Source organism: Sphingobacterium cellulitidis (assembly GCF_043187465.1).
Lineage (GTDB): Bacteria > Bacteroidota > Bacteroidia > Sphingobacteriales > Sphingobacteriaceae > Sphingobacterium > Sphingobacterium cellulitidis.
Genome location: NZ_CP171136.1, coordinates 2,613,636 through 2,638,052 on the forward strand (window position 1 = coordinate 2,613,636; position 24,417 = coordinate 2,638,052).

A 24,417-nucleotide genomic window follows, 5' to 3' on the forward strand; every position below is an offset into this window, starting at 1 on the left:
TTAGTTCAATTTAAACTTACTAAATAGATACCTTAAAGGGCGTATATAATACCAGCATACTCCCATCTTCTTATTTATTTTCGAATTTATCTTTAAGGCTTTGCCCCCTCTTGATCCAGATAATACTGTTGCCAGGATATCTGCTTTCTCAATGGTTTCTATTTGATCTAAATTGCCATCACCCGCTAAATAATAGTGGTTAGAATCAATTCGAATCAGCCTGTGCAAAATAATTCGACCTTTATACCTTGCTAATATTATATCTCCTATATTAACATTGAAATTAAGTGGTTGTTTGATAACAACTTGATCACCGTGTCTTAAAAAAGGAAGCATGCTGTTTCCAGCAACATTGAACTTCACAGATTTACCGACTTTGAGGTCTTCAAGTATTATATCAAAAAATAACTGATTGGGAACCTTATAGCTCTTCAAGTGATTATTTTCATCCATAAATCAATATTTCCTAGGTTTATAAAAATTTAATTCAGCAAGTAAGTATAAGAACAATTAAACAAATCGAAGAAATTTTCTTAAACCGCTTTTTAAGGTATTTTTTTCTTTGTTTGCGCTAAATTATGAATTGGCTTATTTAGGCTAAAATCTTATTATATATTTGTAAACATTTATCTACCATTTTTTCCCGCGTAAAGTGCTCTAAATACCGTTTTTTAGCACCATCTGACAAACTTTTATAGACCTCTTCTTCAGTCAAAATAGTTTGGAAAGAATCTGCTAATGCACGTTCATCGCAAATCTCAACAGTTAAGCCAGATAATCCATTTTGATTAACCCAACTAACTCCAGATTCTGGGATTCTAGTTGATACAACAGGCTTTCCATAACCCATTGCTTCAATTTGAACTATAGCAAAGGCTTCGGTTTTTAATATTGAACTTAAACAAAATAAATCACAAGCTTGATAATAGGCTTTTACCTCTTCATCCGTCATGAATCCCAATAATTGAACTTTATTCCCTAAATCATTATCAGAAATAATTTTTTCTAACTCTTCTTTTAAAGGTCCTTTCCCTCCAATTACTATTTTATAATTATCATCTAAATATTTTGCGGATTTTATTAAATATTCATAACCCTTGTATTCGACCAATCTACCTAATGAAAAAATAATCTTTCTATTCAGATGTTTTTCTTTAATCCCATTTACTAAGGGAGAAAGATCTTCTTCCACATCAACACCAATTGGAATAAAATCTATTTTCGATTGGACATTTTTTAAAAACTTCGACTGTTCTACATAAACTGGTGTAGTTCCAACAATGATATCTGCTCTTTTAATTAACCAATTCTGTAAAGGTTTATAAAGCCTTAGAAGGGTCTTTTGTTTTAGAATATCGCTATGCCAATGTAAGACAACCTTTCCTTTGTAATTGGATAAAAATAAAGCCAATGTAGCCATTGGGTCTGGGTGATGTATATGAATAATATCGTAGTTGTTTGCTATCTTTTTTAAACTAGTAATCATTTGAGGGGCCAACTTTGTCGCTGCAGCATTTATCTGAGTTGGCATTACAAATAGCGTAGCAAATTTATTCAAATGTATGGTTGCTGAAGGATGATCTTCCGTAGAAGCGCATAACATATCGCAATGTATTCCTGCATTAGAAAGCCCAAGCATTAAATCGTATTCAACTTTTTCAACACCACCTCGGATCGGATAAAACTTCCCTAATTGTAAAACTCTCATATTATTAATAGGTTGTATGTCTTTATTTTAAAAGTATATTGAACAATTCCTCCCAATTTTCAGCTTTAGGTTCTTCTAAATATTTGATAGGTTGCTCACGCAAGGCTGAATAATCTCCTTGGATTAATTCAAACATATATTTTGCTAATTCAGATGGATTGTCGGGATTAAAATAAGCCGTTTTTTTACTTCCTTCTGCTGTTTCATGAGCATAAGGTAGGTCTGCTAACAACATTGGCTTTTCATATTTGCTAAACTCTGAAATAGGAAGTCCCCAAGATTCTACCTTTGAGGAATAGATTAGACAATCCGTTTTTGAGTATAATTCAAGCAGGGTATTTTTGGGAATAAAGCCAATAAAATCAATATTCTTTATATCACCCCAATTGGAGTAAATCCAGTTGGCATATTTATTTTCAGTCCCTTTCAAGGTCAAAGAAACTTTAAAGTTTTTTACCTTATATTCAGTCAACAACAATTTTGATGCTTGACAGATAACTTCAAAATTCTTGTGGCTATTTGGCGAACCTGCAAAAATAAAATGGAAATCATCATTGCTTGAGTGGTTAATTATTTCTACTTCATTGTCAAAGATTTTAGGTCTAGAAACAATGATTTTTTTCGGATTGATATGAAACATTTTGCTTAATCCCTTTCTAAACCACTCTTGCTGAACTACTAAGTAATTATTTTTGTGAATATTAGTTTTATAAATCAGTTTTGTAAAAATGGCAAACAAAGCAATTTTGGGAGCAAAAATTAAGTCATGCTTTTTCCACTTATAAAAAGAGAATGAATTATGGCAATAAACAGCCCTTCTCTCAGAGATTACACTTGGACTGGTATCATGTAATGAAAACCATAAATAAACTGGTCCTATTTCCTTTGAAATTTTTTTCATGGAAATATATTCATACCATAACCTATTGGTCCATCGTTTTTTCGGCCATTGGGTTTCTATATATTCAATATTAGGAAAATCAGTCAATTCCCTTTTATGAACTATTGCTACCACCCTGTAACCATTTCTCACAGCATATTCAGATAAAAACTTAAGACAATCCTTTAGAATAGCAAGAGTACCAGCCTCAACTAAATTCACTGCGGAAATAACGATTGTTTTCATATTAATTGGCCAAGGTTTGGTTAAATAATTGAATCCATTTATTCATGACCACCTCTTCTGAAAAATTCTTTGACATCTCAAAAGAATTTCTCCCCATTTCATCTCTTAATTCTTTATCCTTGATAATAGTGAGAATTTTATTAGCGACCCCTTCTTTATCACCTTCCTCTAATAAAAATCCATTTACGCCTTCTTTAATTATATCCCTTGGTCCACACTTACAAGCATATGACACCATTGGTAATCCTGCTGCTTGTCCTTCTAATAATGCCATTGGTAGGCCTTCATAGCGGGAGGTCATAACAATCATAGAGCTTTCCGAATATTTTTTATCAATATCGCGAACAGGTTCCCTTAAAAATACACTATCATTTAGTAATGAATGATCAATTAGCTGTTGTAAAGCGTCCTTTTCTGGACCTTTACCATATATATTCAATTGCCAATTAGGCTCTTTCTGTTGAACTATCTTCCAAGATTCAATCAAATCCTCAAATCGTTTTTGATAGTCATATCTACCTACTGCAATTACCTTTTGAGAATCTAAATTGCTTTTCTCCTGAATTTGAAAACTATTCGCATTTGGAATTACAACAATATTGGGAATCTCTCCCCAATAGGCTTTATCTTCTTCAGTCAGCACAACAAATTTATCATACTCCTGTACAATTCTTAAATCTCTTTTGCTTCGAAACTGATCAATTAAACGCCAAATACCTGTTCTTCCATATTGCATTCTTTTAAATCTTGAAAAATGGATTTCGACTATTTTTTTGCTTCCATCATCAATTTTAGGCAACAAGTCTACTTCGTGATCAAATAATGAAATTGTGATATTAGGTTTGATTGATTTTAAATGTTCTTCTAGTTTTTTCTTATGCAAAGCTTGCTTTTTTGGATAAGCTAATAGCTTTTTAAGTAACCCGGAATTATTATTCTCTGTATAATTAATCCCTAGGTCTATTTGGTTGATGCGTGGATCTAAGTCAAAATAAGGTTTTCGGTTATTTTGATCTGAAGTAATGATAGTTACTTCAAACCCTAACTGAGCAAGGTAATTGGCCTTATTTGCCAATACTCGCTCCATCCCTCCTGAATTAAACGTACCTAGGATGCAATAAACTATTTTCATAAACTTCTTCTTCAACAGGTTCTTCAGCTGCATTTAATGAATCAATACAATAGAATACTGCATAGATAAAAAAGATATCCGTGGCTACTTTTAACCAGATTACAAATGTTAATACGAGGAGAATCATGAAAAACATCCAGTAGTTAGCGTGGCGTTTCATAAATACAATAGCATTAACAACAAATAATAAGGCAAATACGGAGAATCCTATTAAACCAGAATAAAGTATAAATCGACAATATCCGATATCTGTACTGTAAACAAAATTATCAAATAACCCAGTTCCGATAATCCAGGATTGTTGATCCTGCGGCCAAATCCACATCTCTCGATTCAATTTATCGGTTGAGTCAGTTCTCCATTCACCTTTTTCAACAAAATTGAAAAAGCCCTCGAAAGCAAAGCGCATCTGATCGTAGAACTCCTTATTTGTATTATAAAGATATACTGAAACAACAATGGCGACAACTAGGAATAAACCAAATAGCAAACTTAGTTTACCCGAATATTTTTTAATGGCTTGTCGGAAAATTGATGATCCTACGACTAAGTAGCCCAATGATGCACCAACTCCTAAAATTGTAGTTCTCGAAATAGCATTTCCAATAATTGCAATAAAGAAAAATGAAATCAATAACAAACTGATTGCTAAACCATTACTTCGGACCTTCTCATCGTTATTCAGGGTGGCAGTAATCATTAATAAAACAATGGTAAACCTTACACCAGCAGTATCAAGTGCGGCTCCAATACCATATAAACGTCCAACCTCTTCGAAGAACTCCTGTCCCTGCTGCACATGACTGTCAATAAATAATTTTACACTTGGAATATTGTCTATCAATAAAGCTGCAATACATTGGAAAACACATACTGCTGTAACATAATAGGTTATTAAAGTAAAATCTAACTTACCATGGATAATTTTTATCATGGAACAAATCGCATATGCTCCAAAATACCAAACTGTAAAACTTAAAATATAGGAGGCGTAGGCATAATCGGTTGTCATATTAATATCTGTTGAATAGTAACAGACAAAAGAAAATATTAAAGCTAAAATAACAGAAACTAAGAACCCTTTACTAACTCTAATTTCTTTTTCCTTTAACCAATTCATTCCGGCAAACATCACTCCTAATACAGCCAAAATCATTTTGGTGTTTAAACTCGGCAATACGGTAAAAGCTATTGGAAATAGAAAAAAGCTCACCGCAAATCCTAGAGATATATAAAGTATTAAACGAATCATTCTGTAGATTAACTATTTATATAAAACACCATAAATTAAACGAATTACGACTTTATTATAAAGTTTGACCAACCAAAATTGTTTTTTTACAGCCGCTAATTGAAGTAATCGAGTCCTGATAGAAAGATCTACATTATCCATAACGTATGGATTGGATTCAGGAAACCAATTCAACCACTTCTTGTATTGTGCTGTATTTTCTGATATTAATAATGGTAGTTTAATATTTAATTTTAAATAATAAATCAAGTTACCCAACTTATCCGATAATTGACTACTTTTTAAATAATTTTCAACCTCTAAAACATTGGCAGTAACTTGTTCAATATGATTATCTGAATAGGTCTTTGTTAGTGATGATGTATTACTCTGACCATAATGATAAAAATGTTTATCTAAATATGCAACTTTTTTAGCACTATTAAAGAGCTTTATTGCAACCATTAAATCCTCCCCCATATTTTTTCCATCAAAAAATCTAATTTGATGATCTTGGAATAAGGAAGCTTTAAATAGAAATAACCATAAGTTCCACCTCATAGTTCCTTTCATCATTTTTTTAATTGCTTCAAAGGATGAATTGAAAGCTGGTTGAACCATTTTTCTTTCATTCTTCTCAAAAGTCAAGAACCAACTAAACCCTACAATATCTAAGTCTTCTTCTAAAGCTTTATTAATGGATAATTCTATAGTTTCATTCTCAATTGCATCATCCGCATCAATGAAGTAAATATATTCTCCTCTTACAGCATTTAATCCGGTATTTCTTGCCGTTGCTACCCCTTTATTTACCTCATGACTGATAACTTCAATTTGTAAATCAGAACCAGCTTTATAATCTTCTAAGACTTGTAGGCTATTATCAGAACTTGCATCATTGATAAAAATTATCTGCAAATCTCTATAGGTCTGTGCACTTAACGAGTCCAAGCAAAGATGTAAGGTCTTTGCTGCATTATAAACAGGGACAATTATCGAAACTAGGGCTTTTCTATTCATTTTCAAGTTACCACAAAACTAAGTTTTATTTACCTGAACAGCATGTAGAATTTTGTCCACAACATTGATAGACTTTGAATTGAATTTCCTCGCAAATAGTTTGTCAGAGTTAATCAAATATTCAAAATCCTCATCTGTCCAATCTCGAATTACATTATTTTCCCATCTTATTTCTCGCATGCATCCCCTACCTTCATCAGTCAAATCAAACAACTTATTTTTAAATACAGAATTCCAACAAATGGTTTGAACCACAATCTCATCACAACAAAAACTATTCTGATAAATCTTCAGAATATTAGCCTTCTCTTTTAAAATTAACTTCACCAGACCATCAGTGACACTTAACCACTGCGTACCTTTTCTGAAACTAATTTTTCTATTCTTCTTGTACCCGGTCAGTTCTTGTATTTTTATAGATCCGGCTCTTAATACTCGTTTTATTTGACTAAAAATACTAGGTTCAGGTCGAAAGGAATCACTGAATAAATGAACTCTTCTAACTTTTCTATCAATTTCATCTTTGATATCTCCAGTATAAAATCCAATAAACTCTTTCCCTTTATTTGCATTAAAAAAGTCATGAATATAATCCTGTGACTTTATTGGCATGTCAACCCCTGATAATACATGATAATAATCATATGATTTTCTTTTGGATGCTGCTTCAAATAAATTGAGCTCTGCTTCCATTACTGTAACATCCCCCCATTTTACATCAACACGATTTTCAAGAATATATAGATTGGCATTTTGGACCTCCAAATCAGGTAAAACTTCAACCTTTGCATCAAAATGAACATAAATATCATTTCTTTTGTCATCAAGAGATTCTATCAATCTTCTTAAAATTTCAAATTCATTGTGCGCAAGAATTAGATAAGCATGTTTCATTATTTACTCTTTACTTTTTCCACTACCTGGTTAACTACTTTAATGTCGTTAGAACTAAATTTACGACCAAACAAAAAGTTCAAGCTGATTGCTTTTTCCACATCTTCTTCAGTTAAAAATGTAGCATTTGCTACCCCTATTTCATGATATAAATACTTATCAGAATAGATTATGTCCCACTTTATTCCTGAATACTTCAACTCAGTTGGTATAAACAGTTCATCACCACACATGCTATATCTATACCTTTTCAATATATCATTTTTGTGTTCAAGGAAAAAATTAACAGCTTCATTAGTAATACTAACCCAATTTGAAGCTTTGATAAATTGTCGATCTTTATTTACTCGAAAACCTAAAGAAGTTTGAGCCATAATCCCAAGGCGCCATGAAATTTGAGCAATTCTACTTCCCTGAAAATTTTTCATACAAAAATTCATTCTATTTCCTTTCTGTTGAAGCTCATAATCAGAATATATCATCGGAGATAATACTTGTTTTCCGGAAATAGATTTAAAATAAGAATGAAATTCGTCTTGGTTTACTAATGGTAAATGAACTCCTGAAATTAAATGATAATATTCGTAAGGACCATTATTTCTTGCTAATTCAAATAGAGCTAACTCAGATTTAATCTGAGAAACATTACCCCAACGAACATCAATTCTATTAGAGTTATTTACTAAAATTACATTAGAGTATTTGGCTGAGAATTCTGGTATATTTTTAACTTTTTTATCAATATGAATGAAAATATCATTCCTAACGTCATCTATTAAATTAATTAGAGTCTTTAGCACTTCAAAATTATGGTGTGCAATAATTAAAAAAGCATGTTTCATAAATTAATCTTGGAATTCAATAAAGCTTTTTAAATTATTCATTCCGTTAATATCAAAATAAGACATTTTATGTGTGTTTGTGTATGATAAAGCTTTTGGGAAATCCATTAAGTTTTTTACACCATTAAATTTTGTTTGTAAAATATGAGGATAAACATCACTAATTATTGGGCACCTATTTGATGCCAATTTACCTGTTACCAATTCATTATAAAGTATTTGAAAAAAGAAGTAATCAATAATTTCCGTTTGGGTCTTCCAATAATAATTCATCAATTGATACATGTCATTAATTAATTCATTTCCTTGTTTAGCATATATAATACTATTTAATACTCGCACTTTAAATCTTTCTCCCCAGCCCCAATAATAAGAATAACTATTTTCCCAGGATTTTTTATTTTCTTCTTTTTCATCCCTTTGATACATAAAATAAGGTAATTCTAACAATTTCGAGTCTAATGGTCCTGTTTGTAAAATCGTAGCATCTAACCAAACTCCCCCATAAGTATCTAATAATGCAAGTCTTAACAAATCTGAAAAAAATGTCCGCTTGAATTGACCTGATTTTACTTTCTCCTGAACAAATTCTGGAAAATCAATGTAATCGGAATAATTTGTATCATCAAGACGAATTACCTGAAATTCGTCCTTATGTTTATCAACCGAATTGAAACATATTTTCACAACCTCAGGAAGTGAATTATCTTGAACTCCTTGACCCCAATACTGCCAGATTATCTTTTGATTTCCAAAGTCTTTTTTAGGGGTTATATCAATCGGTTTAAGCTTTCCTGAATAATATGAGTCAATAATTGGTCGCCAAAATTGGGAAACCAATTTATGTTTTCGAATAATTTTGGCTTTCCTTATATAAGACCAAATGTTTTTTACAAACGGTAATTTTTTCAACTTACTTAACATATTATCAAAGTTTTATAAGCTACTTACCAATTATTGAAACTTATAATTTTTTATATATCGAAAAACTTGAAGAGATTTTCCATATAAGCTTCCCAAAATTGGTGTTAAAATAACTTTGGCAAAAAATTCTAACTTTGGATTTCCTTTCCATAGTTTTTTATAAGCATCAGGCAAGGCTAAATAATAGCGCCACCATTCCTCAAATTTTATTGTTACTTCATTCCATGGCTTACCACCCGTATAATGAATGGTTCCATGTTTTTGAACCTTAACCCAATCTGATTTTGAATATTTTCTTAAAAATTCAGTCTTATATTGCTGTAAAAAAAAGGTTCTAATACTATTATAAATTGGTGCTAATGCTAATACTCTGCCTTGGCAATATATATTCAATACATCTTGATCTGGAAATTGTAAATATGGAACCCTTAATCCTTCAATTAACTTTTCAGTTAGATTTTCAACTCGCATTTGCTTGAGATTCATGATCAAAAAACCCGAATTAAAATAAAATCCTGGTTCACATCCAATTTCTTTTAAATACGAAACTTGAAAATCAAGTGTTGCTTCATATACTGCAGCTAAATAATTATCCTTTAAATCCGTTTCATAATACAACTTTCCCAAATCGTTCCGAATGATCACATCGCAATCTGTATAAATGACTTTATCATACTCTTTCAGAATGTTCGGAAGTAATAGTCTATAAGATGCCGCAATGGTATATCTTTCATCTACATATACTCCGTCTAGAGCACCTTCCAAACTTATAAACCGAAAACTTAATCTATCCGGAGCAAAGTTTGTAAGTAAATCCTGCAAATGGACAGGTAATTCCTTGGTTAATAAGCAAATAATCTCAAACTTATATTTTGATTCTGAATTTTTTATTAAAGAAGATAAACAAGTTACTGCAGGAACTACATAGTTCTCAGTAAATGCTACTACAATGGGAATTCTCATATTCATCGATAATAGTACATTTTATTTTCTTAATATTTTATCCATCAAAAACCTAAAATACATAAATAGCTTATCCTTTCTTTTTAATAATTCACAGTTTTCAATATATCCTATTTTACTAAGTGGCAAATGTTTAACAGCAACATTATAATAATCAAAAACGCATTTTGGATATAAATTTTCCCATTGAATTTTATTTAAGCATAATTGTTCCAACTCATTTTTTGGAGCTTTATATTGAATATCTCGCATCATGCGATACAATTTAGTAATGGCTTCAATTTTTGGTATATATTTCGTTTTATCACTTGATAAATGGATATCCGAAATCCTAAATTTAAACAACATTTCACTAGTATTCGCAAGACCATTTCTGGCCATTTTTGCAGTACTTATAGTATCTGTCCCAAATGCAAAGGGTAATTTATCAAACTTTTCTTCTTGGATTACCTTGGTTTTAAACATATAATTCCCAATACAAACAAAGGGTACATTTCTAGCCCAACCATATACATATTCCATTTGACTACATAATTCCGGTAGAATCCCATCGATTTCTAATAAATCTCCAGCATCATTAATTAATGATATCCTAGATCTTATCAAGTCAACTTCGGGGTATTTCTGGATCAATTTAACACAACTCAATGTGAAATCAGGCTCATATATATCATCGTCTGCTGCCAGAACTAAATACTCGCCTTCTGCGTAAGAAATACATTTATTCCATTGAGCAACTAAATCTTTGCCCCCAATATTAACCTCATTCTTATAATATTTTATCCTTGGATCATTGTATCTCGACACAATCTCAAAGAGGTTTTCAGGAGAATTATCATCAACAATAATTAATTCTATATTAGGATAACTTTGGGTTAGTATACTTTCAATTGCAAGGTCTAGAAATTTGGCTTTATAAGCCGGAAGTACAAATGAAATTAACATATTACGCTTGTTTTCTGTTTATTATTTTTCCAGGAATTCCAACTACTGTGGCCCCTTCTTCTAAAATCGAACTTAACACAATAGTTCCAGCTCCAATTTTTACACGATTTGCGATAGTCAAATCACCTAAAATCTGTGCGCCCTGACCTATATCCACCTGGTCTCCAATAATAGGTAAACCAATCTCATCATTTCCCGCATTTCCAATACAACAATTCCCATGAATGGTACAATTTTTACCTATTCTTGCTTTCGGATTAATAATAACAGAACCGTAATGGGCTAAATGCAATCCCAAATCAAAACATCCAGCAGGAATAAAAAAACCTAACCTAGCCCCTAATACATTCTTTTTTCGGAAATAATAATATCTCAAAAATTTGTTTGGCTTATAAAACGTATAATACTCTTCAAGCCTTAAATATTTTAAAAATTTTTTAATATAAAATTGCTCAGGTCTTAAAATCCATTCAAGTAAATAATCCTTCGAAAAGAATTTATTTTTCTTTGTATTATCTGAATTGATATATGTTTTTAACTTCATTAGGACCTGATTTTTAGTTCAACTAATTCCCTGAAATGACTTCCTTTACCACCTCCAAATATTGATGACCAAATTTTAAATCTGGCTCCAAATGATTTCCTTCTGCCCATTCATTCCATGATTTTATGAAAATGATCTTATTTTCATCATCATATTTAGACACTAATCTTTTTGCATTTTCTAATGCTTTTTTAAATAATTTAGGTGTTGAATTATGTAATATGAAACCATTTACACCACTCCTAGGACTATTATCCCAATTCGGAATTACAGTCGGATAATATAAATTATTACCTGGGTTCTCATTAAAATCCTGAATCGCGTCTGAATAATTATATATCCTTGTCGGCTTTTTAAAAACCTTCTTATAGTACTTCGAAAGACGACTCGTTTTAGCCCTTCTATAGAAATTAACGAAGGAGTTTCTTGACCTTAAGTAACTATCTTTAGTATGAACTGCTGGAGTCATTGCATCAAATCCATTCGCCTTACTATCCCAATCAAAATCAACATTGGTTGCCACTAAATGAATTCCTGCTAAACCATTTTCTTCAGCTAGTTTTCTAAAAGTATTAACAAACAATTCTAAGTCGGGGATCTGTTTTGGTTGATATACCATAAACAAGGGTTTCCCATCAACTTTAAAATATCTAGGATCCTTAAATGCTGGTAGTAAATAATGGAAGTGGTTGGTATAATCTTCAATGCCAGGGTAGCATTGTTCCATTAAAGTATGTTTTGGATTACCATGCCATATTCCACTCCAACTCTCATTTGCCCATGCTAAGCAAAACGGAAAATCTGGTTTTCCACTTTCTAGAACCTCATCAAATGGACGTTCTAATATCCTTTTTCCGTTGCCAAACCAATAATGCCAATAACAAAATGCTGAAATTCCATAATCCTTTGCCAAATTTGCCTGAGCTTCTCTCGTTTCAGGAACACGTAAGTCATAAAAGCCTAAATCTGCTGGAACATGTGGTTGATAATGTCCAGGAAACATCGGCTTCGCTTTTGCAACATTAGTCCATTCCGTAAATCCCTTTCCCCACCATAAATCATTCTCAGGGATAGGATGGAATTGCGGTAAATAAAATGCTATAGTTTTTGTCATTGTTTATCTAAGTCGTGTTTTTTATTTATTACTAAAATATTTAATTATTTTTTCAATTTTATTAAAGTTAGTATTTTATTAAAAACTCTTCTCGGTAGATAGTGCATTTTAATAATATGGTTAAGTTCAGTTTCTATAGAGTCCCAATATACTGGGTAATGCTGCCTTAGATAAAATTCTCCCTCAAGACTTCTGTTCTTTTTATTAAATACTATAGTAGCCAATGCTTGAATATGTCTATTCAATATAAACTCCTTAATGCCATTGGCTTGGAATTTAGACTCAAACTTAGAAACTAAATATTTCTCAGTACCATACAAGCCCAATTCTCTCTCAATATTCTTAATAACATTTTTAGAATGTGAAGCACTTTCTTCCAGTATTCTATAAACAGATGTTGTATCTTCCAAAAAATGAACTTTTGAAGTGGCTAAGATAGAACAAAATATGAAAAATGATCCATCTGAAGTAATATGTTCATAATCGTAAATTTCAAAGAAAACTTTACTGCGCATCAACCAACTACATGGAGCCATATATCCGCGCCACTTTAAAAAACTCTCAAAATCTAAAAGTACAGGATAGCTATCAGTACCAATTACATTTTCTAGAAAATTCCCATCAACCTTTAAAATATTAACATTTGTAGATACTAAGCCTAAGCTTGAATCAGCTTCTAAAATATCAAATTGCTTTTGAATTTTCCTTGTATCTATCCAATAATCATCCCCCTCACAAAACGCGAGATATTTGCCTCTAACTTGTCTCAACAGGAAATTAAAGTTCTCCGTCATCCCCAGATTATTCTCCTGATTAAAATACCTAACAATGATATTTGAGGGGATGTTATTATTTGAAATGTATTCGGAAATAACCTCATCCGTTTTATCAGGAGATTTATCGTTCGAAATCAATAATTCTATCACACCGGAAAACTCTTGACTTTTAACTCCTTCAATTGCATCCCGAATGTAATTCTCATGACCATAGGTGATCATGACTACTGAAACATCAATTAATTGGTTCTCGTCTTCAATCATGACAAATATTTTAAACTAATTCATATTGATCCAACATATAATGAATCTCTTCTTTGGTGTTAAACATCAAAGCATCAATTATTGACAGATTTGGTTCAAATGATCGATAACTTTGCTTATAGTCCAAACCATTAAACTTGTGAAAAAACAACTCAACATCAGCCAAATCATACTTGGCCTTGTCAAAAAATGATTGTCCACCAATGGGATTAATATAGGTGAGTTTCTCACCTAAGCTCTTACAAATATTTAATGCCCATTCATCGGAATCTTGCGGCTCTTCGATGGTTAATCCCATTTCGGAAAAAATAGAAATCTCCTTAGGCATTTCTAAATACAAGCAGATCTCATTGAGAATGTGCTTATTTAACGAAGTAATATTGTCAAATTCTTTGGAAAAGGTTTGATTCAAAAAATTCATTACCAATTCATAATTAGGAGCAATTTTCTTGTAAATCTGAAATTGAGCTAGAATTTTATCTTTCCAAGGTTTAGAATTATCTAAGTTACAATCTTTGATTAAAGTAGACCTACCATTATCTTTCTTCAATGGAACTTGAATATACAACCATCCTTCCCGTTGTTTTAGAATTCTATTTCTTTCAATCCAGCCTTGTCTAATAAATTGAACTGAATCCAATAAAATAAAACTATCAGTATGTTTGATCAAACTGATATACCCTAAATATGGAAAGAAATAAGGTTGCATTATACCTATTTTCTTTCTAAGCATTATTACTTATTTTTTGAATTTAATATTAGTGTGAATTAACTTCAAACGTGATTTTTTGTTCTTTACTATTCGTATGATTTTGACTTTTTAAAGTCAATTATCATTCATTGTTTTAATTATTTTCCCTGGAACACCAACAACGGTACATCCATCGGGAATATTCTTATTAATAACTGATCCGGCGCCAACAACTACATGATGACCTATGCTAATATTTGGTAAGATAGTACAATTTGTCCCCAAAAAACTATATGAACCAATTTTACAATGTCCTGAGACAGCTACCCCTGGACATACTTCCACGAAATCCGAAATATTTACATCATGTCCAATGGAAACCATTTGATTCACTAAAACCCCATCTCCTATTATTACATCATTCGTTATTACGGAGTTTAACATCACATTTACGCCTTTCCCCATCTGAACGCCAAACGACCCTACTCGACTTTTATTTGATATCAAAGTGAATGCTTGCCCTCCTAACTCCTCAAAATTCCTATATACCATCCCTCGCAATTCTGGACCACCAATTCCTAAAATAAACCTAGCATCAATGTCCTTAAAATATTTCCCTGCTTCTTCCCTACTCCTTAAAATCTTAAATTCATTATATAACTTCAGCGGCAAATCCGATGATATATCGTCATAAAATACTATATCTTTCCTTTCAAAACTCTCTAAACAAACTTCTAAGACTTCTTTAGCTAAACCTTTTGCACCAAATATTAACATGTACTAATTGTTTTGACAACGTAAAATAATCCTACAGATCCAATCCACCTCATCATCTGTCAATTCAAAATATAATGGTAAACATAATACCCGTTTCGCAATATCATCAGTAACCTGAACTTCAATAGGCTCCAAATAAGGTAAACTCGATGATAAACTAGGATAAAAATACCTTCTAGTAAAAATCTCAAATGTATCTAAAGTGGATTTTATCTTTAATAATAATTCCTCTGACTCTAGTACATAAACTAAATAAGCCCCATTTTGGTTTGAATTGCTATGCCATTCAGGCACCCTTGCTTTAAAATTCTTTAATTTCTCCGCATATCGATTTGTAATTGTTAATCGTCTGGAAATAATACGATCCACCCACTTAAAATTCACTAATCCCATTGCGGCATGAAACTCCGAATTCTTTCCATTAAATCCCAATTCTGAAAAACTACTATAACCCGAAATCCCAAAATTTCGCATCGAAGCCATTTTCTTTAATAAATCAGGATCCTTCGTAACTACTAACCCTCCTTCAACACTATGATACAACTTAGTTGCATGCAGACTACATGTACTAATGTCTCCATATTCAAAAACAGATTTCCCATTCACCTTTACCCCAAAAGCATGAGCACCATCATAAATCACCTTTAAATTATGCTTCTTTGCAATAACTTCTATTGCCTCAACATCACAAGGATTACCATAAACATGAGTCGCCAATATCGCACAAGTATCAGGACCAATAGCAGCTTCAATTTTATTAGGATCTATGTTAAGCGACGCTGGATCAATATCCACGAATTTTGGAACACAGCCTTCCCATACAATTGATGAAGTTGTTGCAACAAAAGAAAATGGTGTGGTGATTATTTCTCCTTTTAAGTCTAAAGCCTTAATAGCAAGTTGAAGAGCAACGGTCCCATTCGTCACGTATAATAAGTGATCTAAACCTAAGTAGTCTTTTAATTCCATCTCCAGTTTGCTGGCCAATGGACCCATATTTGTCAACCAATTTCTTGACCATATACTGTCAAGATAATCTTTATAGTCATCAACAGGGGGTAAAAAGGGTTTTGTTACAGGTATCATTTAATTAATTTCGTAATGGAAAATTAATTAAACTACCTTTAATTATTAGCCATCAGAACCATCTAAACTTATGTTTGTAGGGTATTGTTTACATTAAGAAGCCAATCTGGTCTCGTTGGCGAACAAAAAAAAATATATTACTACATTTCAACACTTTAACCATTTATTAAGATAAACTAATTGAAAAAAAAATGGCCTTGAATCTAAAGAAGATTCAAGGCCAATAATATTAATAATATGAAATTACTTGTCTTAAATAATTAGGGAATAAATTATATTTTCAATCTCAAAAACATCACTAAACAATTCCTTGTAATTGAGTAAGCTTATTGAAGTATGGAGAATTTTCTCTTAATCCATCAAAATCACCAGAGGCAATAACTTGTCCTTTTTCCAATAAATAAATGGTATCTGAATTCCTAATCGTCGATAACCTATGCGCAATTGCAATTATGGTCAATTTACCTTTTAGAGATTCTATACTTTCCTTAATAATATGTTCTGTTTCCGAGTCTAAGGCTGAAGTCGCCTCATCCATAATTAATATTTCAATATCACGATACAGTTCTCTCGCTATTGAGATCCTTTGTTTCTGACCACCAGAAATATTAATACCATTATTCCCGAGGCTACTATCTTCTTTCATTGGTAGTTCATTGACAAAGTTTACCAACCCACACATCCTTAATACCTCATTGAATTTCTTTAAACTTTGTTCGTTTTTATCCTCCCAAAAAGTAATATTTTCAAATATCGTAGCATTAAAAATTGTAGCCTCTTGGGTAATATATCCTATTTTAGTCTTATAACTCAATGAATTCAACGTATCAAAAGGCTTATCATTAATTAATAATTGTCCCCCAGATGGAGCTAATAATGTTGATATCACATTAACCAAACTAGTCTTTCCTGAACCGGACTCTCCAACTAATGCAATTGTTTCGTTTTTCTTAATATCTAAATTGATATTATTTAAAACTACTTGTTCATCAAATTTTAGACTTAAATCCCTCACTTTAATGGAATCAACATTTTGAATTTCTGAACCAAAATACTCAACCTCTTGATTCTTATCTAAAATAGCTTGAAATTCCTTAAGATTTTCAATTGAGCCAACATGCATCAAATAATTATTCCAATTCGATTGAATATCAACGATCTTCTGCATGACCCTATAAAAGAATAATAAGATAACCATGATGGCACCAAGGGAAGCCTTGAACACAATTACATGAATACCTATAACAGCACAAATGATAATAATTGTAATAGGTTCTCGAAGGGCAGCTAATCTGGAAGCTAATTTTGAAACCTCAATTTGATTGGAAATTAAACTATCCAATTCACCTAGAAGTCTCCTAAAAAACATCTTGCTCCGACCTGTTCCTTTTATATATTTATAATTATTGAATACCTCAATGAGTTCACCACTGTATCGATGGTTATTCTGTGTAATGGATCGGGATAAATCTTCTGTTTTTTTATAAAAATACTTATAAATAAAGTTTGAAAGCAATCCTCCTACGGTCACCAATATTGAAAACTTCCAATCTAAAAAGAACGCAAAACCTAAATAAATAACCACAAACATGGAGTTCTTTATGGTCTCCAAATATTGATTACATGCATAAACTACTTGCCATGCCTCTCCTAATAAAGAGTTTTGCAACCTTCCAACATCAATTTTCAGGTATTCTTTATAAGATAATTGCTGAAATGCTAGAATCATCTTATGTCTGATATTCTTAGAAAATATATTTTGATTGACTGCCAGGTAAACAGATGCGAAATAGAAGAAAACTGCCTTTAAAACAAATAATGCTACAATGAGGATGAGCATATTGCCAATTGTTACTGGCAAATGAATCAACTCAAAAAAGTCCCTGACGTATAATATAAGCTTGTTTTCGTCTCCAGTGGATACATTTAATCCGGAATTATCTGCGACTTGTAATAATGGCACAAACATCGCCAAGCCCAAACTATCCAATAATACCATTAATAAGCTGAATAATAGCATTAAGAATAATGTAAACCCTAGGTATTGATAAAAAAAGTATAATGCTTCAAACCTGGATTTAAGAAAGTTTTTCATAAAAATATCGCCCTATCTAGAGTATAACTCACTAACTATTAAATGTATTTGTTTTCAATCAAAGATTGGTAAAAAAATATTACTTGCCAAACTCAGCGTTTAACATTCTTCTCAATCCTTCCTCCATTGAATATGGCGGAACAAATCCCGAAGACATTGCCTTGGTTGAATCATACTTGGTAACAGCACAAAACTTCTTAACTCGAACTGAACTTATTGTTAATTTCTTACGGGTAATAAAGGCCAAAACATCAAAACCATATCCACCCATCATCCCTAACCAATATGGAATATGGGTTGTAGGAATACGTTTTCCTAAAATCTCCCCAGTGTGGTAAACTAAATCGTTGGTGGTAAAATCTGGCTTATCAACATAATTAAATACGTTATAGCCTTCTCGTTTATGTTGAATCAAAAATTCAATAAATGCTACCACATTACCTACATAAGACATTGATTTCTGGTTCTTCCCATCACCAATCATCATGAATTTGCCTGATGCTATCTGACTTAACAGATTAAATACATTGCCTCGATTTCCTTCCCCAAATATTACTGTCGGACGAACAATGTTGATATTCCAATCCTGATGAGTCTTATTCCACTCTTGTAATACCTTTTCAGCTTCCCATTTACTCTTTCCATAATGATTGAATGCATCCGCAGGAAAAGATTCATCTGGATTATTTTTGTCCAAACCGTAAACAGCTACAGAACTTGTGAAGATTAACCGCCTAACACCAGTAGCCTCCATAGCCTCCAATGTATTCCTCATCCCCTCAACGTTTACATCATAATATAAAGACGTCGGTGTAACATCATCTCTATGTTCAGCTGCTAGTAAAATAACAATATCCTGCCCCTTCAAAAGTTCTTTCAAACGAACTTTATCTAAAACATTAGCAATTTTTGTGATCTGAGGAAAATTGGAACTTTGTTGTTTATCAATATTGATAAGGTTTAGGCTAGGTGTATCTATAAGGTTCTCTATAAGCTTTGTACCAACAAAACCAGAACCTCCGATAATGGCTATATTCATTAATTATCTAATAGTTATGTTATTCACAAATGTAATGGATACTTTCTTGATCGCTTCTTCCGTTTCAACTTCCTTTACCTGCCCCCCTACTAATTGGATAGACTCGACCCGAATCTCTTCATTATTAACCTCCTGGTTTACAAGGTTTGCATTCTTTTTATTTACAAAATAATTAAAAGTCATTGTAAATACAAACCATAGAATTAAATCCATTAGGATGACTATATTATTACTGATAAACTGAACCGTAATAATATTAAATGCACAAAAAAATAATGAAAGACCAATAATGCTCATCATTGCTCCCTTGTGAGAAAGTCCAGAACGCAATAACTTATGATGTAAATGGCTACGATCAGCTTTAAATAATGGTAATCCCTTATACCATCTGATGAAGATAACACGAGCAACATCAAACACAGGTACAATTAATGTCGAAAATGCAACCACAATTGCTCCTTCTGAAAACGGCTTGATACTCTTATTATTCATTGCGAAACTAATAGCCAAAAATGCCATGGTATAACCTAATGTCATACTACCCGTATCACCCATGAATATTCTACGTCTTCTTTTTGAAGCCCCAAAAACATTATAGTAAAAAAACGAAATCAGAATTCCTGTTGTAATAAAAGCCAATAATGCATGAATCCATGCATGATAAAATGCAAATAAGGTTCCCAAAACCAAACACCCAACTCCTACCAATCCAGAACATAAACCATCAAGACCATCAATCAAATTGATGGCGTTAATAATGAGTACAACAGCAAAAATAGTTAATGGAACTCCTATCCAAACAGGTAGATACGTTAAAAACAATACCCCATATAAATCATTGATCCATAAGCCTGATAATGGAAATAAGGTGGCAACCAAGATCTGAGCGACGAATTTCCACTTATAACTTACTCCAATCAAATCATCTGCAATTCCAATAATATATAAAATCACTAACCCGCAGATCAACATAATGAACATCGGAAAAACCTCCCATGTTACAATACCTAAATCCACAAAATTCGTCTTATAAACTAAAACTACAGTGATTGCTAATAAACAACATTGAATAGGAACAAATGCAACGCCCCCTAATCTTGGAATAATGCTCTGATGTACCTTTCTGGCATCAACAGGATCAAACAATCTTTTCCTATAGGTAATCAGCATGATGTAGGGGATAATTACTTTCCCAAGTAAAATCGCAATTAAGAAAGGAACTAAAAGAATGATAAATTCCATCGATTTATTGTTTTATACTTAAACCCGTTTGAACTTCCCTTGCTTTACCTAACTAGCAATTAATTTTGGGGGCATCTGAGGCTTTATATTGGGAACAAATTTAATACAATAAAACCCCGCAAACGAGTGATTTAGTCCTCTTGCATCTAAATTTTCTGTTTTTGTAGCCCAAACCTTACAGCTTAAATTTACATGCTTAAACATCTATTTTTAAATAAATAATCGCATAAAACGCCCTCCAATTTGGTCATTAACCAATTGAAATACAAAACTATATGAGTTAATTACTCGAAATCGTAAAATATTCACAATTTCAAAAACTTCATTTCCTATAAAATAATCGAATTAACTTTGATTTGTGAATTTAAATAGAGAAAGATTGATTGTTAATTAAATTTTTTAAACAGCTTCTTCAATAAAGAGCCTTTTATTGAATTTTCACCTTCACCTTCCTGATATGACATGGTAAAACTCAATTGATGTGCAGTTTTTTGCTGAATTGCTCGATAAATTACATCCCAACCTGGAAGTCCACCGAAATTCCGATCATCAATAAACAGGTCCGCTGTGAGCTTTCTGGATGCTTTACTGCTATCCTCTTCTGGAAAATTTGAATTGTGTGAATAAAATATCAACCCATTCGCTGAACAATAGTCAATCGCCTCTTGTAACAAATCCCCTTCTCTAACTGTCCAAAGAATCAAAATATGCTGTTCATTCTGTAGCTGCTTCAAGGTATCAATGGCATATGGAATTGGCTTACCTATTTTGGGATATTTGTGCTCTACTATGGTACCATCAAAATCAACTGCTATTATCATTTTATTATCTTTTAATATGCTGCGATTAGCAAATTTTAGTCCACTATTAGCGTAAATTTACTCATTTATTAACCTCATCAGACCATTCTTCTTTTCAAAGAACAGGCCAAGTATTTCCAAAATAGGTTCATTTGAAACAATAAAAGTTACATTGATTTTATTTTAAACACATTTAATAATAAAATAACAATAAATTGATAAAATTGCTTTTAAACAAAGTTAAGAGCTATTATTTAAAGGTTTTATTAAGTTTAACAGCATTAGGAATTAATTACAATTTCTTAAAAAGCTTGATTAAAAACTAACTTTTAATAATTTAGCCCCCGCAAATTTCACAACTATCTAAAATTTAAATTTTTTAAAATGAAAGTATTAAAAATTGCTTTTTTATCTGCTGTTTCCTTCCTAGCTACGCAAGTGTCAGGCCAAGAATCTACCGACCTTAAAAATGTCGAAAATGCTGACACCACAAAAACTTGGACCATCAAAGGTGAAAACACCTTCTTGATCAACCAAAGCTCATTCTCTAACTGGGCAGCAGGTGGTATCAATTCATTAGCGGGAAATCTCGTTTTCAACTATGATTTTAACTATAAAAAAGACAAATGGAATTGGGACAACAAATTAATTGCTGCCTATGGTCAAACCTATCAGAAAGAAACTGATTGGAGAAAAAATGATGATAGGTTCGCTATCAACAGTTTATTGGGTTATCAAGCCGCTGAAAAATGGTTCTATACCTTCTTTATGAACTTTAACACCCAATTTGCTAATGGTTATGAATACAAAGGAACTGAAAAAGGTAGAAAAATCTCCGCTCCTTTTGCTCCAGCTTACTTAAGCTTTGGTCCTGGTATTGCATATAAAGAGTCGGATAATTTTAAAATTAACATCTCTCCTGCTTCGGCAAGATTTATTATGGTGGGTGCTCCTTCCTTAAGAAAAGATTATGGAATTTCTGATACAACAAAATTCTCTAGAAATGAATTAGGTGCTGCATTAGATGCTTATTACAAAGTTAATTTGATGGAAAATATTTCATTAGAAAATATTTTGAAACTTTATTCAAATTATCTAGAAGATCCTCAAAATGTAGATGTGGATTATCTTGCAAATCTGAATTTACAAGTAAATAAATTTATTACAGTAAATGCAGCTGTCCAACTAATCTATGACGACAATGTAAATGTCCCTAAAAGTGATGGAACGAAAGGACCAGGTTTACAAGTAAGACAAATTCTTGGCGCTGGAGTTACCTATAAATTCTAATCCTAATTCTATAAAATTCAACAATATCTTAAGCGGCAAAATTGCCGCTTTTTTTATTTTCACAAACATAACTCAAGACCAATTTTCCTAGACTTTTTGAAACTAATAACCAATAAGTCTGTTAATTATATATTGAAAATCCTTTAATTTTTTTTTGATATGGCTAAAATAGTTGCAGAACAATTGGTAGAAATGTTGGTGGAAGCTGGAGTTAAACGTGTATATGCTGTTACCGGAGATAGCTTAAATTATTTTAATGAAGCAATTCGAAAAGATGGCCGTATTCAATGGATCCATGTCCGACATGAGGAAGTTGGTGCTTATGCTGCTACAGCAGAAGCTGAACTCGATGGATTAGCATGCTGTGCTGGAAGTTGTGGACCAGGTCATATCCATCTGATTAACGGTGTATATGAAGCCCATAGATCCCACGTACCGATGATTGTAATTGCCTCAACAATTCCTACACATCAAATGGGAATGGGTTATTTTCAAGAAACAAATACTTATAAATTATTCAACGATTGTAGTGGTTATAATCAATTGATTACATCACCTGAACAAGCACCCAGAATTATTCAATCTGCTATTCAACATGCTATTTCTAAAAAAGGAGTTAGTGTGATAGGATTGCCTGGTGACGTCTCGGAAATGAAAGCAAAAGATTCCATAACATCTACTCAAATTTTTAAATGTAATCCCGTAATCCGCCCTTCTGAACAAGAACTAAGAAGTATGGCCGATTTAATAAATAAAGCTTCTAAAGTGACCTTGTATGCTGGAATTGGAGCAGCAAATGCGCGAAATGAATTGAAAACCATTGCAGAAAAATTGCTATCTCCAGTTGGGTACAGTTTCCGCGGTAAAATGAACGCACAACTAGCGCCTCCATATGATGTCGGTATGACAGGGCTTCTTGGAATTCCTTCTTGTTATCAGGCAATGAAAGAAGCTGATGTGCTCGTATTATTGGGAACTGATATGCCTTACGATGAATTTATGCCAACGGACAATAAAATCATTCAAATTGACACCTCAGAAGAAAGATTAGGGCGACGCTGTAAATTGGATATTGGGGCAGTCGGAGATATTAAAGAAACAATCAATGCTTTGCTTCCTTTATTAGATCAAAAACAAGATAGTTCCTTCTTGGATTCCTTCGGAAAGTTCGCTGACAAAGTACAGGAAAACTTAAACCAATATGTTGAAGATATTGGAAATCAGGATGCTATCCAGCCTGAATTCGTCGCTGATGTAATCAATAAATACGCAAGTCCAAATGCCATATTCACCTTGGATACTGGGATGACCTGTGTTTGGGGAGCTCGATATATCCAACAAACTGGAGACCGTAAAATGCTAGGTTCTTTTAATCATGGTAGTATGGCTAATGCTATGCCTATGGCTATAGGTGCCGCTTTAGCTCATCCTGAAAGGCAGGTTATTGCAATGTGTGGTGATGGCGGACTTTCTATGTTATTGGGCGATTTAGGTACCATTAAACAATACAACCTTCCCATTAAAATCATTGTCTTTAATAACCGAGCCTTAGGAATGGTAAAACTTGAAATGCAAGTTGCTGGACTTGTCGATAATCAAACGGATATGGAGAACCCTGATTTCTCAAAGGTTGCTGAAGCTTTTGGAATACCCGCAATGAATATCCATAAACCTCAAGAAATCGATGCAGTAATCGATCAGACCTTAAAGGTCGATGGACCTTTTTTACTTAATATTTTCACTAATCCAAATGCCTTGGCTATGCCATCACATATCAGTGCAAATCAGGTATTAGGAATGACGGAAAGCATGGGAAAATTATTATTGGGAGGACGAATGGATGAAGTTTTCGAAACTATCAAATCAAATTACAAACATTTGAAAAGCATGTTTTAAACAACCATAATACAAACA

General features: G+C 32.4%; 23 protein-coding genes. 2 read left to right on the plus strand and 21 right to left on the minus strand.

Annotated elements, in window-relative coordinates; all coding sequences use genetic code 11:
* The 21 genes from ACF3OC_RS11615 to ACF3OC_RS11715 form a co-directional block, all read right to left on the minus strand.
* Positions 1 to 453 (minus strand): S24/S26 family peptidase, encoded by a 453-nt coding sequence (locus ACF3OC_RS11615; protein WP_392469256.1) that lies wholly within the window; start codon positions 451 to 453, stop codon positions 1 to 3.
* 139 nt (positions 454 to 592) lie between these two features.
* A complete protein-coding gene (locus ACF3OC_RS11620) occupies positions 593 to 1,708 on the minus strand; it encodes a glycosyltransferase (protein ID WP_392469257.1) in 1,116 nt (371 codons plus the stop codon).
* 22 nt (positions 1,709 to 1,730) lie between these two features.
* Positions 1,731 to 2,834: a glycosyltransferase gene (locus ACF3OC_RS11625; protein WP_392469258.1), complete on the minus strand. Its 1,104-nt coding sequence runs from the start codon at positions 2,832 to 2,834 to the stop codon at positions 1,731 to 1,733.
* 1 nt (position 2,835) lies between these two features.
* Positions 2,836 to 3,921, minus strand: a complete 1,086-nt coding sequence (locus tag ACF3OC_RS11630) for a glycosyltransferase family 4 protein (protein WP_392469259.1) — start codon at positions 3,919 to 3,921, stop codon at positions 2,836 to 2,838.
* Positions 3,922 to 3,931: 10 nt separating this feature from the next.
* Entirely contained in the window at positions 3,932 to 5,218 is a 1,287-nt protein-coding gene (locus ACF3OC_RS11635) for a hypothetical protein (RefSeq protein WP_220476645.1), read from the minus strand.
* Between the two features lie 12 nt (positions 5,219 to 5,230).
* The gene (locus tag ACF3OC_RS11640) at positions 5,231 to 6,217 is read right to left on the minus strand and encodes a glycosyltransferase family 2 protein (RefSeq protein WP_392469260.1); all 987 of its coding nucleotides are present in this window, start codon (positions 6,215 to 6,217) and stop codon (positions 5,231 to 5,233) included.
* A gap of 18 nt (positions 6,218 to 6,235) precedes the next feature.
* A complete protein-coding gene (locus ACF3OC_RS11645; protein ID WP_392469261.1) occupies positions 6,236 to 7,111 on the minus strand; it encodes a beta-1,6-N-acetylglucosaminyltransferase in 876 nt (291 codons plus the stop codon).
* Positions 7,111 to 7,953: a beta-1,6-N-acetylglucosaminyltransferase gene (locus tag ACF3OC_RS11650; RefSeq protein ID WP_353124165.1), complete on the minus strand. Its 843-nt coding sequence runs from the start codon at positions 7,951 to 7,953 to the stop codon at positions 7,111 to 7,113. Before ACF3OC_RS11650 ends, ACF3OC_RS11645 begins: the two co-directional genes overlap by 1 nt.
* A 3-nt stretch (positions 7,954 to 7,956) precedes the next feature.
* Positions 7,957 to 8,877, minus strand: coding sequence for a capsular polysaccharide synthesis protein (locus ACF3OC_RS11655; protein WP_353124164.1), 921 nt, complete (start codon positions 8,875 to 8,877; stop codon positions 7,957 to 7,959).
* Between the two features lie 30 nt (positions 8,878 to 8,907).
* The gene (locus ACF3OC_RS11660; protein WP_392469262.1) at positions 8,908 to 9,846 is read right to left on the minus strand and encodes a glycosyltransferase family 8 protein; all 939 of its coding nucleotides are present in this window, start codon (positions 9,844 to 9,846) and stop codon (positions 8,908 to 8,910) included.
* 15 nt (positions 9,847 to 9,861) lie between these two features.
* Entirely contained in the window at positions 9,862 to 10,785 is a 924-nt protein-coding gene (locus tag ACF3OC_RS11665; protein WP_392469263.1) for a glycosyltransferase family 2 protein, read from the minus strand.
* A 1-nt stretch (position 10,786) separates the two neighbouring features.
* Positions 10,787 to 11,329 (minus strand): serine acetyltransferase, encoded by a 543-nt coding sequence (locus tag ACF3OC_RS11670; RefSeq protein ID WP_094256714.1) that lies wholly within the window; start codon positions 11,327 to 11,329, stop codon positions 10,787 to 10,789.
* Positions 11,330 to 11,351: 22 nt separating this feature from the next.
* Positions 11,352 to 12,443 (minus strand): glycoside hydrolase family 99-like domain-containing protein, encoded by a 1,092-nt coding sequence (locus ACF3OC_RS11675; protein WP_392469264.1) that lies wholly within the window; start codon positions 12,441 to 12,443, stop codon positions 11,352 to 11,354.
* 44 nt (positions 12,444 to 12,487) lie between these two features.
* Positions 12,488 to 13,483: a glycosyltransferase gene (locus tag ACF3OC_RS11680; RefSeq protein ID WP_392469265.1), complete on the minus strand. Its 996-nt coding sequence runs from the start codon at positions 13,481 to 13,483 to the stop codon at positions 12,488 to 12,490.
* A gap of 10 nt (positions 13,484 to 13,493) precedes the next feature.
* Positions 13,494 to 14,216, minus strand: a complete 723-nt coding sequence (locus tag ACF3OC_RS11685; protein WP_218824008.1) for a WbqC family protein — start codon at positions 14,214 to 14,216, stop codon at positions 13,494 to 13,496.
* Between the two features lie 93 nt (positions 14,217 to 14,309).
* The gene (locus ACF3OC_RS11690) at positions 14,310 to 14,951 is read right to left on the minus strand and encodes a NeuD/PglB/VioB family sugar acetyltransferase (protein ID WP_392469266.1); all 642 of its coding nucleotides are present in this window, start codon (positions 14,949 to 14,951) and stop codon (positions 14,310 to 14,312) included.
* Positions 14,952 to 14,954: 3 nt separating this feature from the next.
* Positions 14,955 to 16,037 carry a DegT/DnrJ/EryC1/StrS family aminotransferase gene (locus ACF3OC_RS11695; protein WP_392469267.1) on the minus strand — a complete coding sequence of 361 codons (1,083 nt, stop codon included), beginning with the start codon at positions 16,035 to 16,037 and terminating at the stop codon, positions 14,955 to 14,957.
* A gap of 298 nt (positions 16,038 to 16,335) precedes the next feature.
* Positions 16,336 to 18,132, minus strand: a complete 1,797-nt coding sequence (locus tag ACF3OC_RS11700) for an ABC transporter ATP-binding protein (protein ID WP_392469268.1) — start codon at positions 18,130 to 18,132, stop codon at positions 16,336 to 16,338.
* Positions 18,133 to 18,211: 79 nt separating this feature from the next.
* Positions 18,212 to 19,171 (minus strand): NAD-dependent epimerase/dehydratase family protein, encoded by a 960-nt coding sequence (locus ACF3OC_RS11705; protein WP_094256720.1) that lies wholly within the window; start codon positions 19,169 to 19,171, stop codon positions 18,212 to 18,214.
* Positions 19,172 to 19,174: 3 nt separating this feature from the next.
* On the minus strand, positions 19,175 to 20,413 hold the full coding sequence (locus ACF3OC_RS11710; RefSeq protein ID WP_094256721.1) for an MraY family glycosyltransferase: 1,239 nt from the start codon (positions 20,411 to 20,413) through the stop codon (positions 19,175 to 19,177).
* Positions 20,414 to 20,799: 386 nt separating this feature from the next.
* Entirely contained in the window at positions 20,800 to 21,234 is a 435-nt protein-coding gene (locus ACF3OC_RS11715; RefSeq protein ID WP_392469269.1) for a BT0820 family HAD-type phosphatase, read from the minus strand.
* Positions 21,235 to 21,597: 363 nt separating this feature from the next.
* Here ACF3OC_RS11715 and ACF3OC_RS11720 point away from each other — a divergent pair, with 363 nt between their 5' ends.
* Entirely contained in the window at positions 21,598 to 22,503 is a 906-nt protein-coding gene (locus ACF3OC_RS11720; RefSeq protein WP_094256723.1) for a DUF3078 domain-containing protein, read from the plus strand.
* Positions 22,504 to 22,662: 159 nt separating this feature from the next.
* Positions 22,663 to 24,399 (plus strand): thiamine pyrophosphate-dependent enzyme, encoded by a 1,737-nt coding sequence (locus ACF3OC_RS11725; protein WP_392469270.1) that lies wholly within the window; start codon positions 22,663 to 22,665, stop codon positions 24,397 to 24,399.
* The last annotated feature ends 18 nt before the right edge of the window (positions 24,400 to 24,417 follow it).

Excerpts from the sequence above, each read along its gene's own strand:
- ACF3OC_RS11615 (WP_392469256.1), bottom strand. The coding sequence starts at position 453 with ATGGATGAAAATAATCACTTGAAGAGCTATAAGGTTCCCAATCAGTTA.
- ACF3OC_RS11620 (WP_392469257.1), bottom strand. The coding sequence starts at position 1,708 with ATGAGAGTTTTACAATTAGGGAAGTTTTATCCGATCCGAGGTGGTGTT.
- ACF3OC_RS11625 (WP_392469258.1), bottom strand. The coding sequence starts at position 2,834 with ATGAAAACAATCGTTATTTCCGCAGTGAATTTAGTTGAGGCTGGTACT.
- ACF3OC_RS11630 (WP_392469259.1), bottom strand. The coding sequence starts at position 3,921 with ATGGAGCGAGTATTGGCAAATAAGGCCAATTACCTTGCTCAGTTAGGG.
- ACF3OC_RS11635 (WP_220476645.1), bottom strand. The coding sequence starts at position 5,218 with ATGATTCGTTTAATACTTTATATATCTCTAGGATTTGCGGTGAGCTTT.
- ACF3OC_RS11640 (WP_392469260.1), bottom strand. The coding sequence starts at position 6,217 with ATGAATAGAAAAGCCCTAGTTTCGATAATTGTCCCTGTTTATAATGCA.
- ACF3OC_RS11645 (WP_392469261.1), bottom strand. The coding sequence starts at position 7,111 with ATGAAACATGCTTATCTAATTCTTGCGCACAATGAATTTGAAATTTTA.
- ACF3OC_RS11650 (WP_353124165.1), bottom strand. The coding sequence starts at position 7,953 with ATGAAACATGCTTTTTTAATTATTGCACACCATAATTTTGAAGTGCTA.
- ACF3OC_RS11655 (WP_353124164.1), bottom strand. The coding sequence starts at position 8,877 with ATGTTAAGTAAGTTGAAAAAATTACCGTTTGTAAAAAACATTTGGTCT.
- ACF3OC_RS11660 (WP_392469262.1), bottom strand. The coding sequence starts at position 9,846 with ATGAATATGAGAATTCCCATTGTAGTAGCATTTACTGAGAACTATGTA.
- ACF3OC_RS11665 (WP_392469263.1), bottom strand. The coding sequence starts at position 10,785 with ATGTTAATTTCATTTGTACTTCCGGCTTATAAAGCCAAATTTCTAGAC.
- ACF3OC_RS11670 (WP_094256714.1), bottom strand. The coding sequence starts at position 11,329 with ATGAAGTTAAAAACATATATCAATTCAGATAATACAAAGAAAAATAAA.
- ACF3OC_RS11675 (WP_392469264.1), bottom strand. The coding sequence starts at position 12,443 with ATGACAAAAACTATAGCATTTTATTTACCGCAATTCCATCCTATCCCT.
- ACF3OC_RS11680 (WP_392469265.1), bottom strand. The coding sequence starts at position 13,483 with ATGATTGAAGACGAGAACCAATTAATTGATGTTTCAGTAGTCATGATC.
- ACF3OC_RS11685 (WP_218824008.1), bottom strand. The coding sequence starts at position 14,216 with ATGCTTAGAAAGAAAATAGGTATAATGCAACCTTATTTCTTTCCATAT.
- ACF3OC_RS11690 (WP_392469266.1), bottom strand. The coding sequence starts at position 14,951 with ATGTTAATATTTGGTGCAAAAGGTTTAGCTAAAGAAGTCTTAGAAGTT.
- ACF3OC_RS11695 (WP_392469267.1), bottom strand. The coding sequence starts at position 16,037 with ATGATACCTGTAACAAAACCCTTTTTACCCCCTGTTGATGACTATAAA.
- ACF3OC_RS11700 (WP_392469268.1), bottom strand. The coding sequence starts at position 18,132 with ATGAAAAACTTTCTTAAATCCAGGTTTGAAGCATTATACTTTTTTTAT.
- ACF3OC_RS11705 (WP_094256720.1), bottom strand. The coding sequence starts at position 19,171 with ATGAATATAGCCATTATCGGAGGTTCTGGTTTTGTTGGTACAAAGCTT.
- ACF3OC_RS11710 (WP_094256721.1), bottom strand. The coding sequence starts at position 20,413 with ATGGAATTTATCATTCTTTTAGTTCCTTTCTTAATTGCGATTTTACTT.
- ACF3OC_RS11715 (WP_392469269.1), bottom strand. The coding sequence starts at position 21,234 with ATGATAATAGCAGTTGATTTTGATGGTACCATAGTAGAGCACAAATAT.
- ACF3OC_RS11720 (WP_094256723.1), top strand. The coding sequence starts at position 21,598 with ATGAAAGTATTAAAAATTGCTTTTTTATCTGCTGTTTCCTTCCTAGCT.
- ACF3OC_RS11725 (WP_392469270.1), top strand. The coding sequence starts at position 22,663 with ATGGCTAAAATAGTTGCAGAACAATTGGTAGAAATGTTGGTGGAAGCT.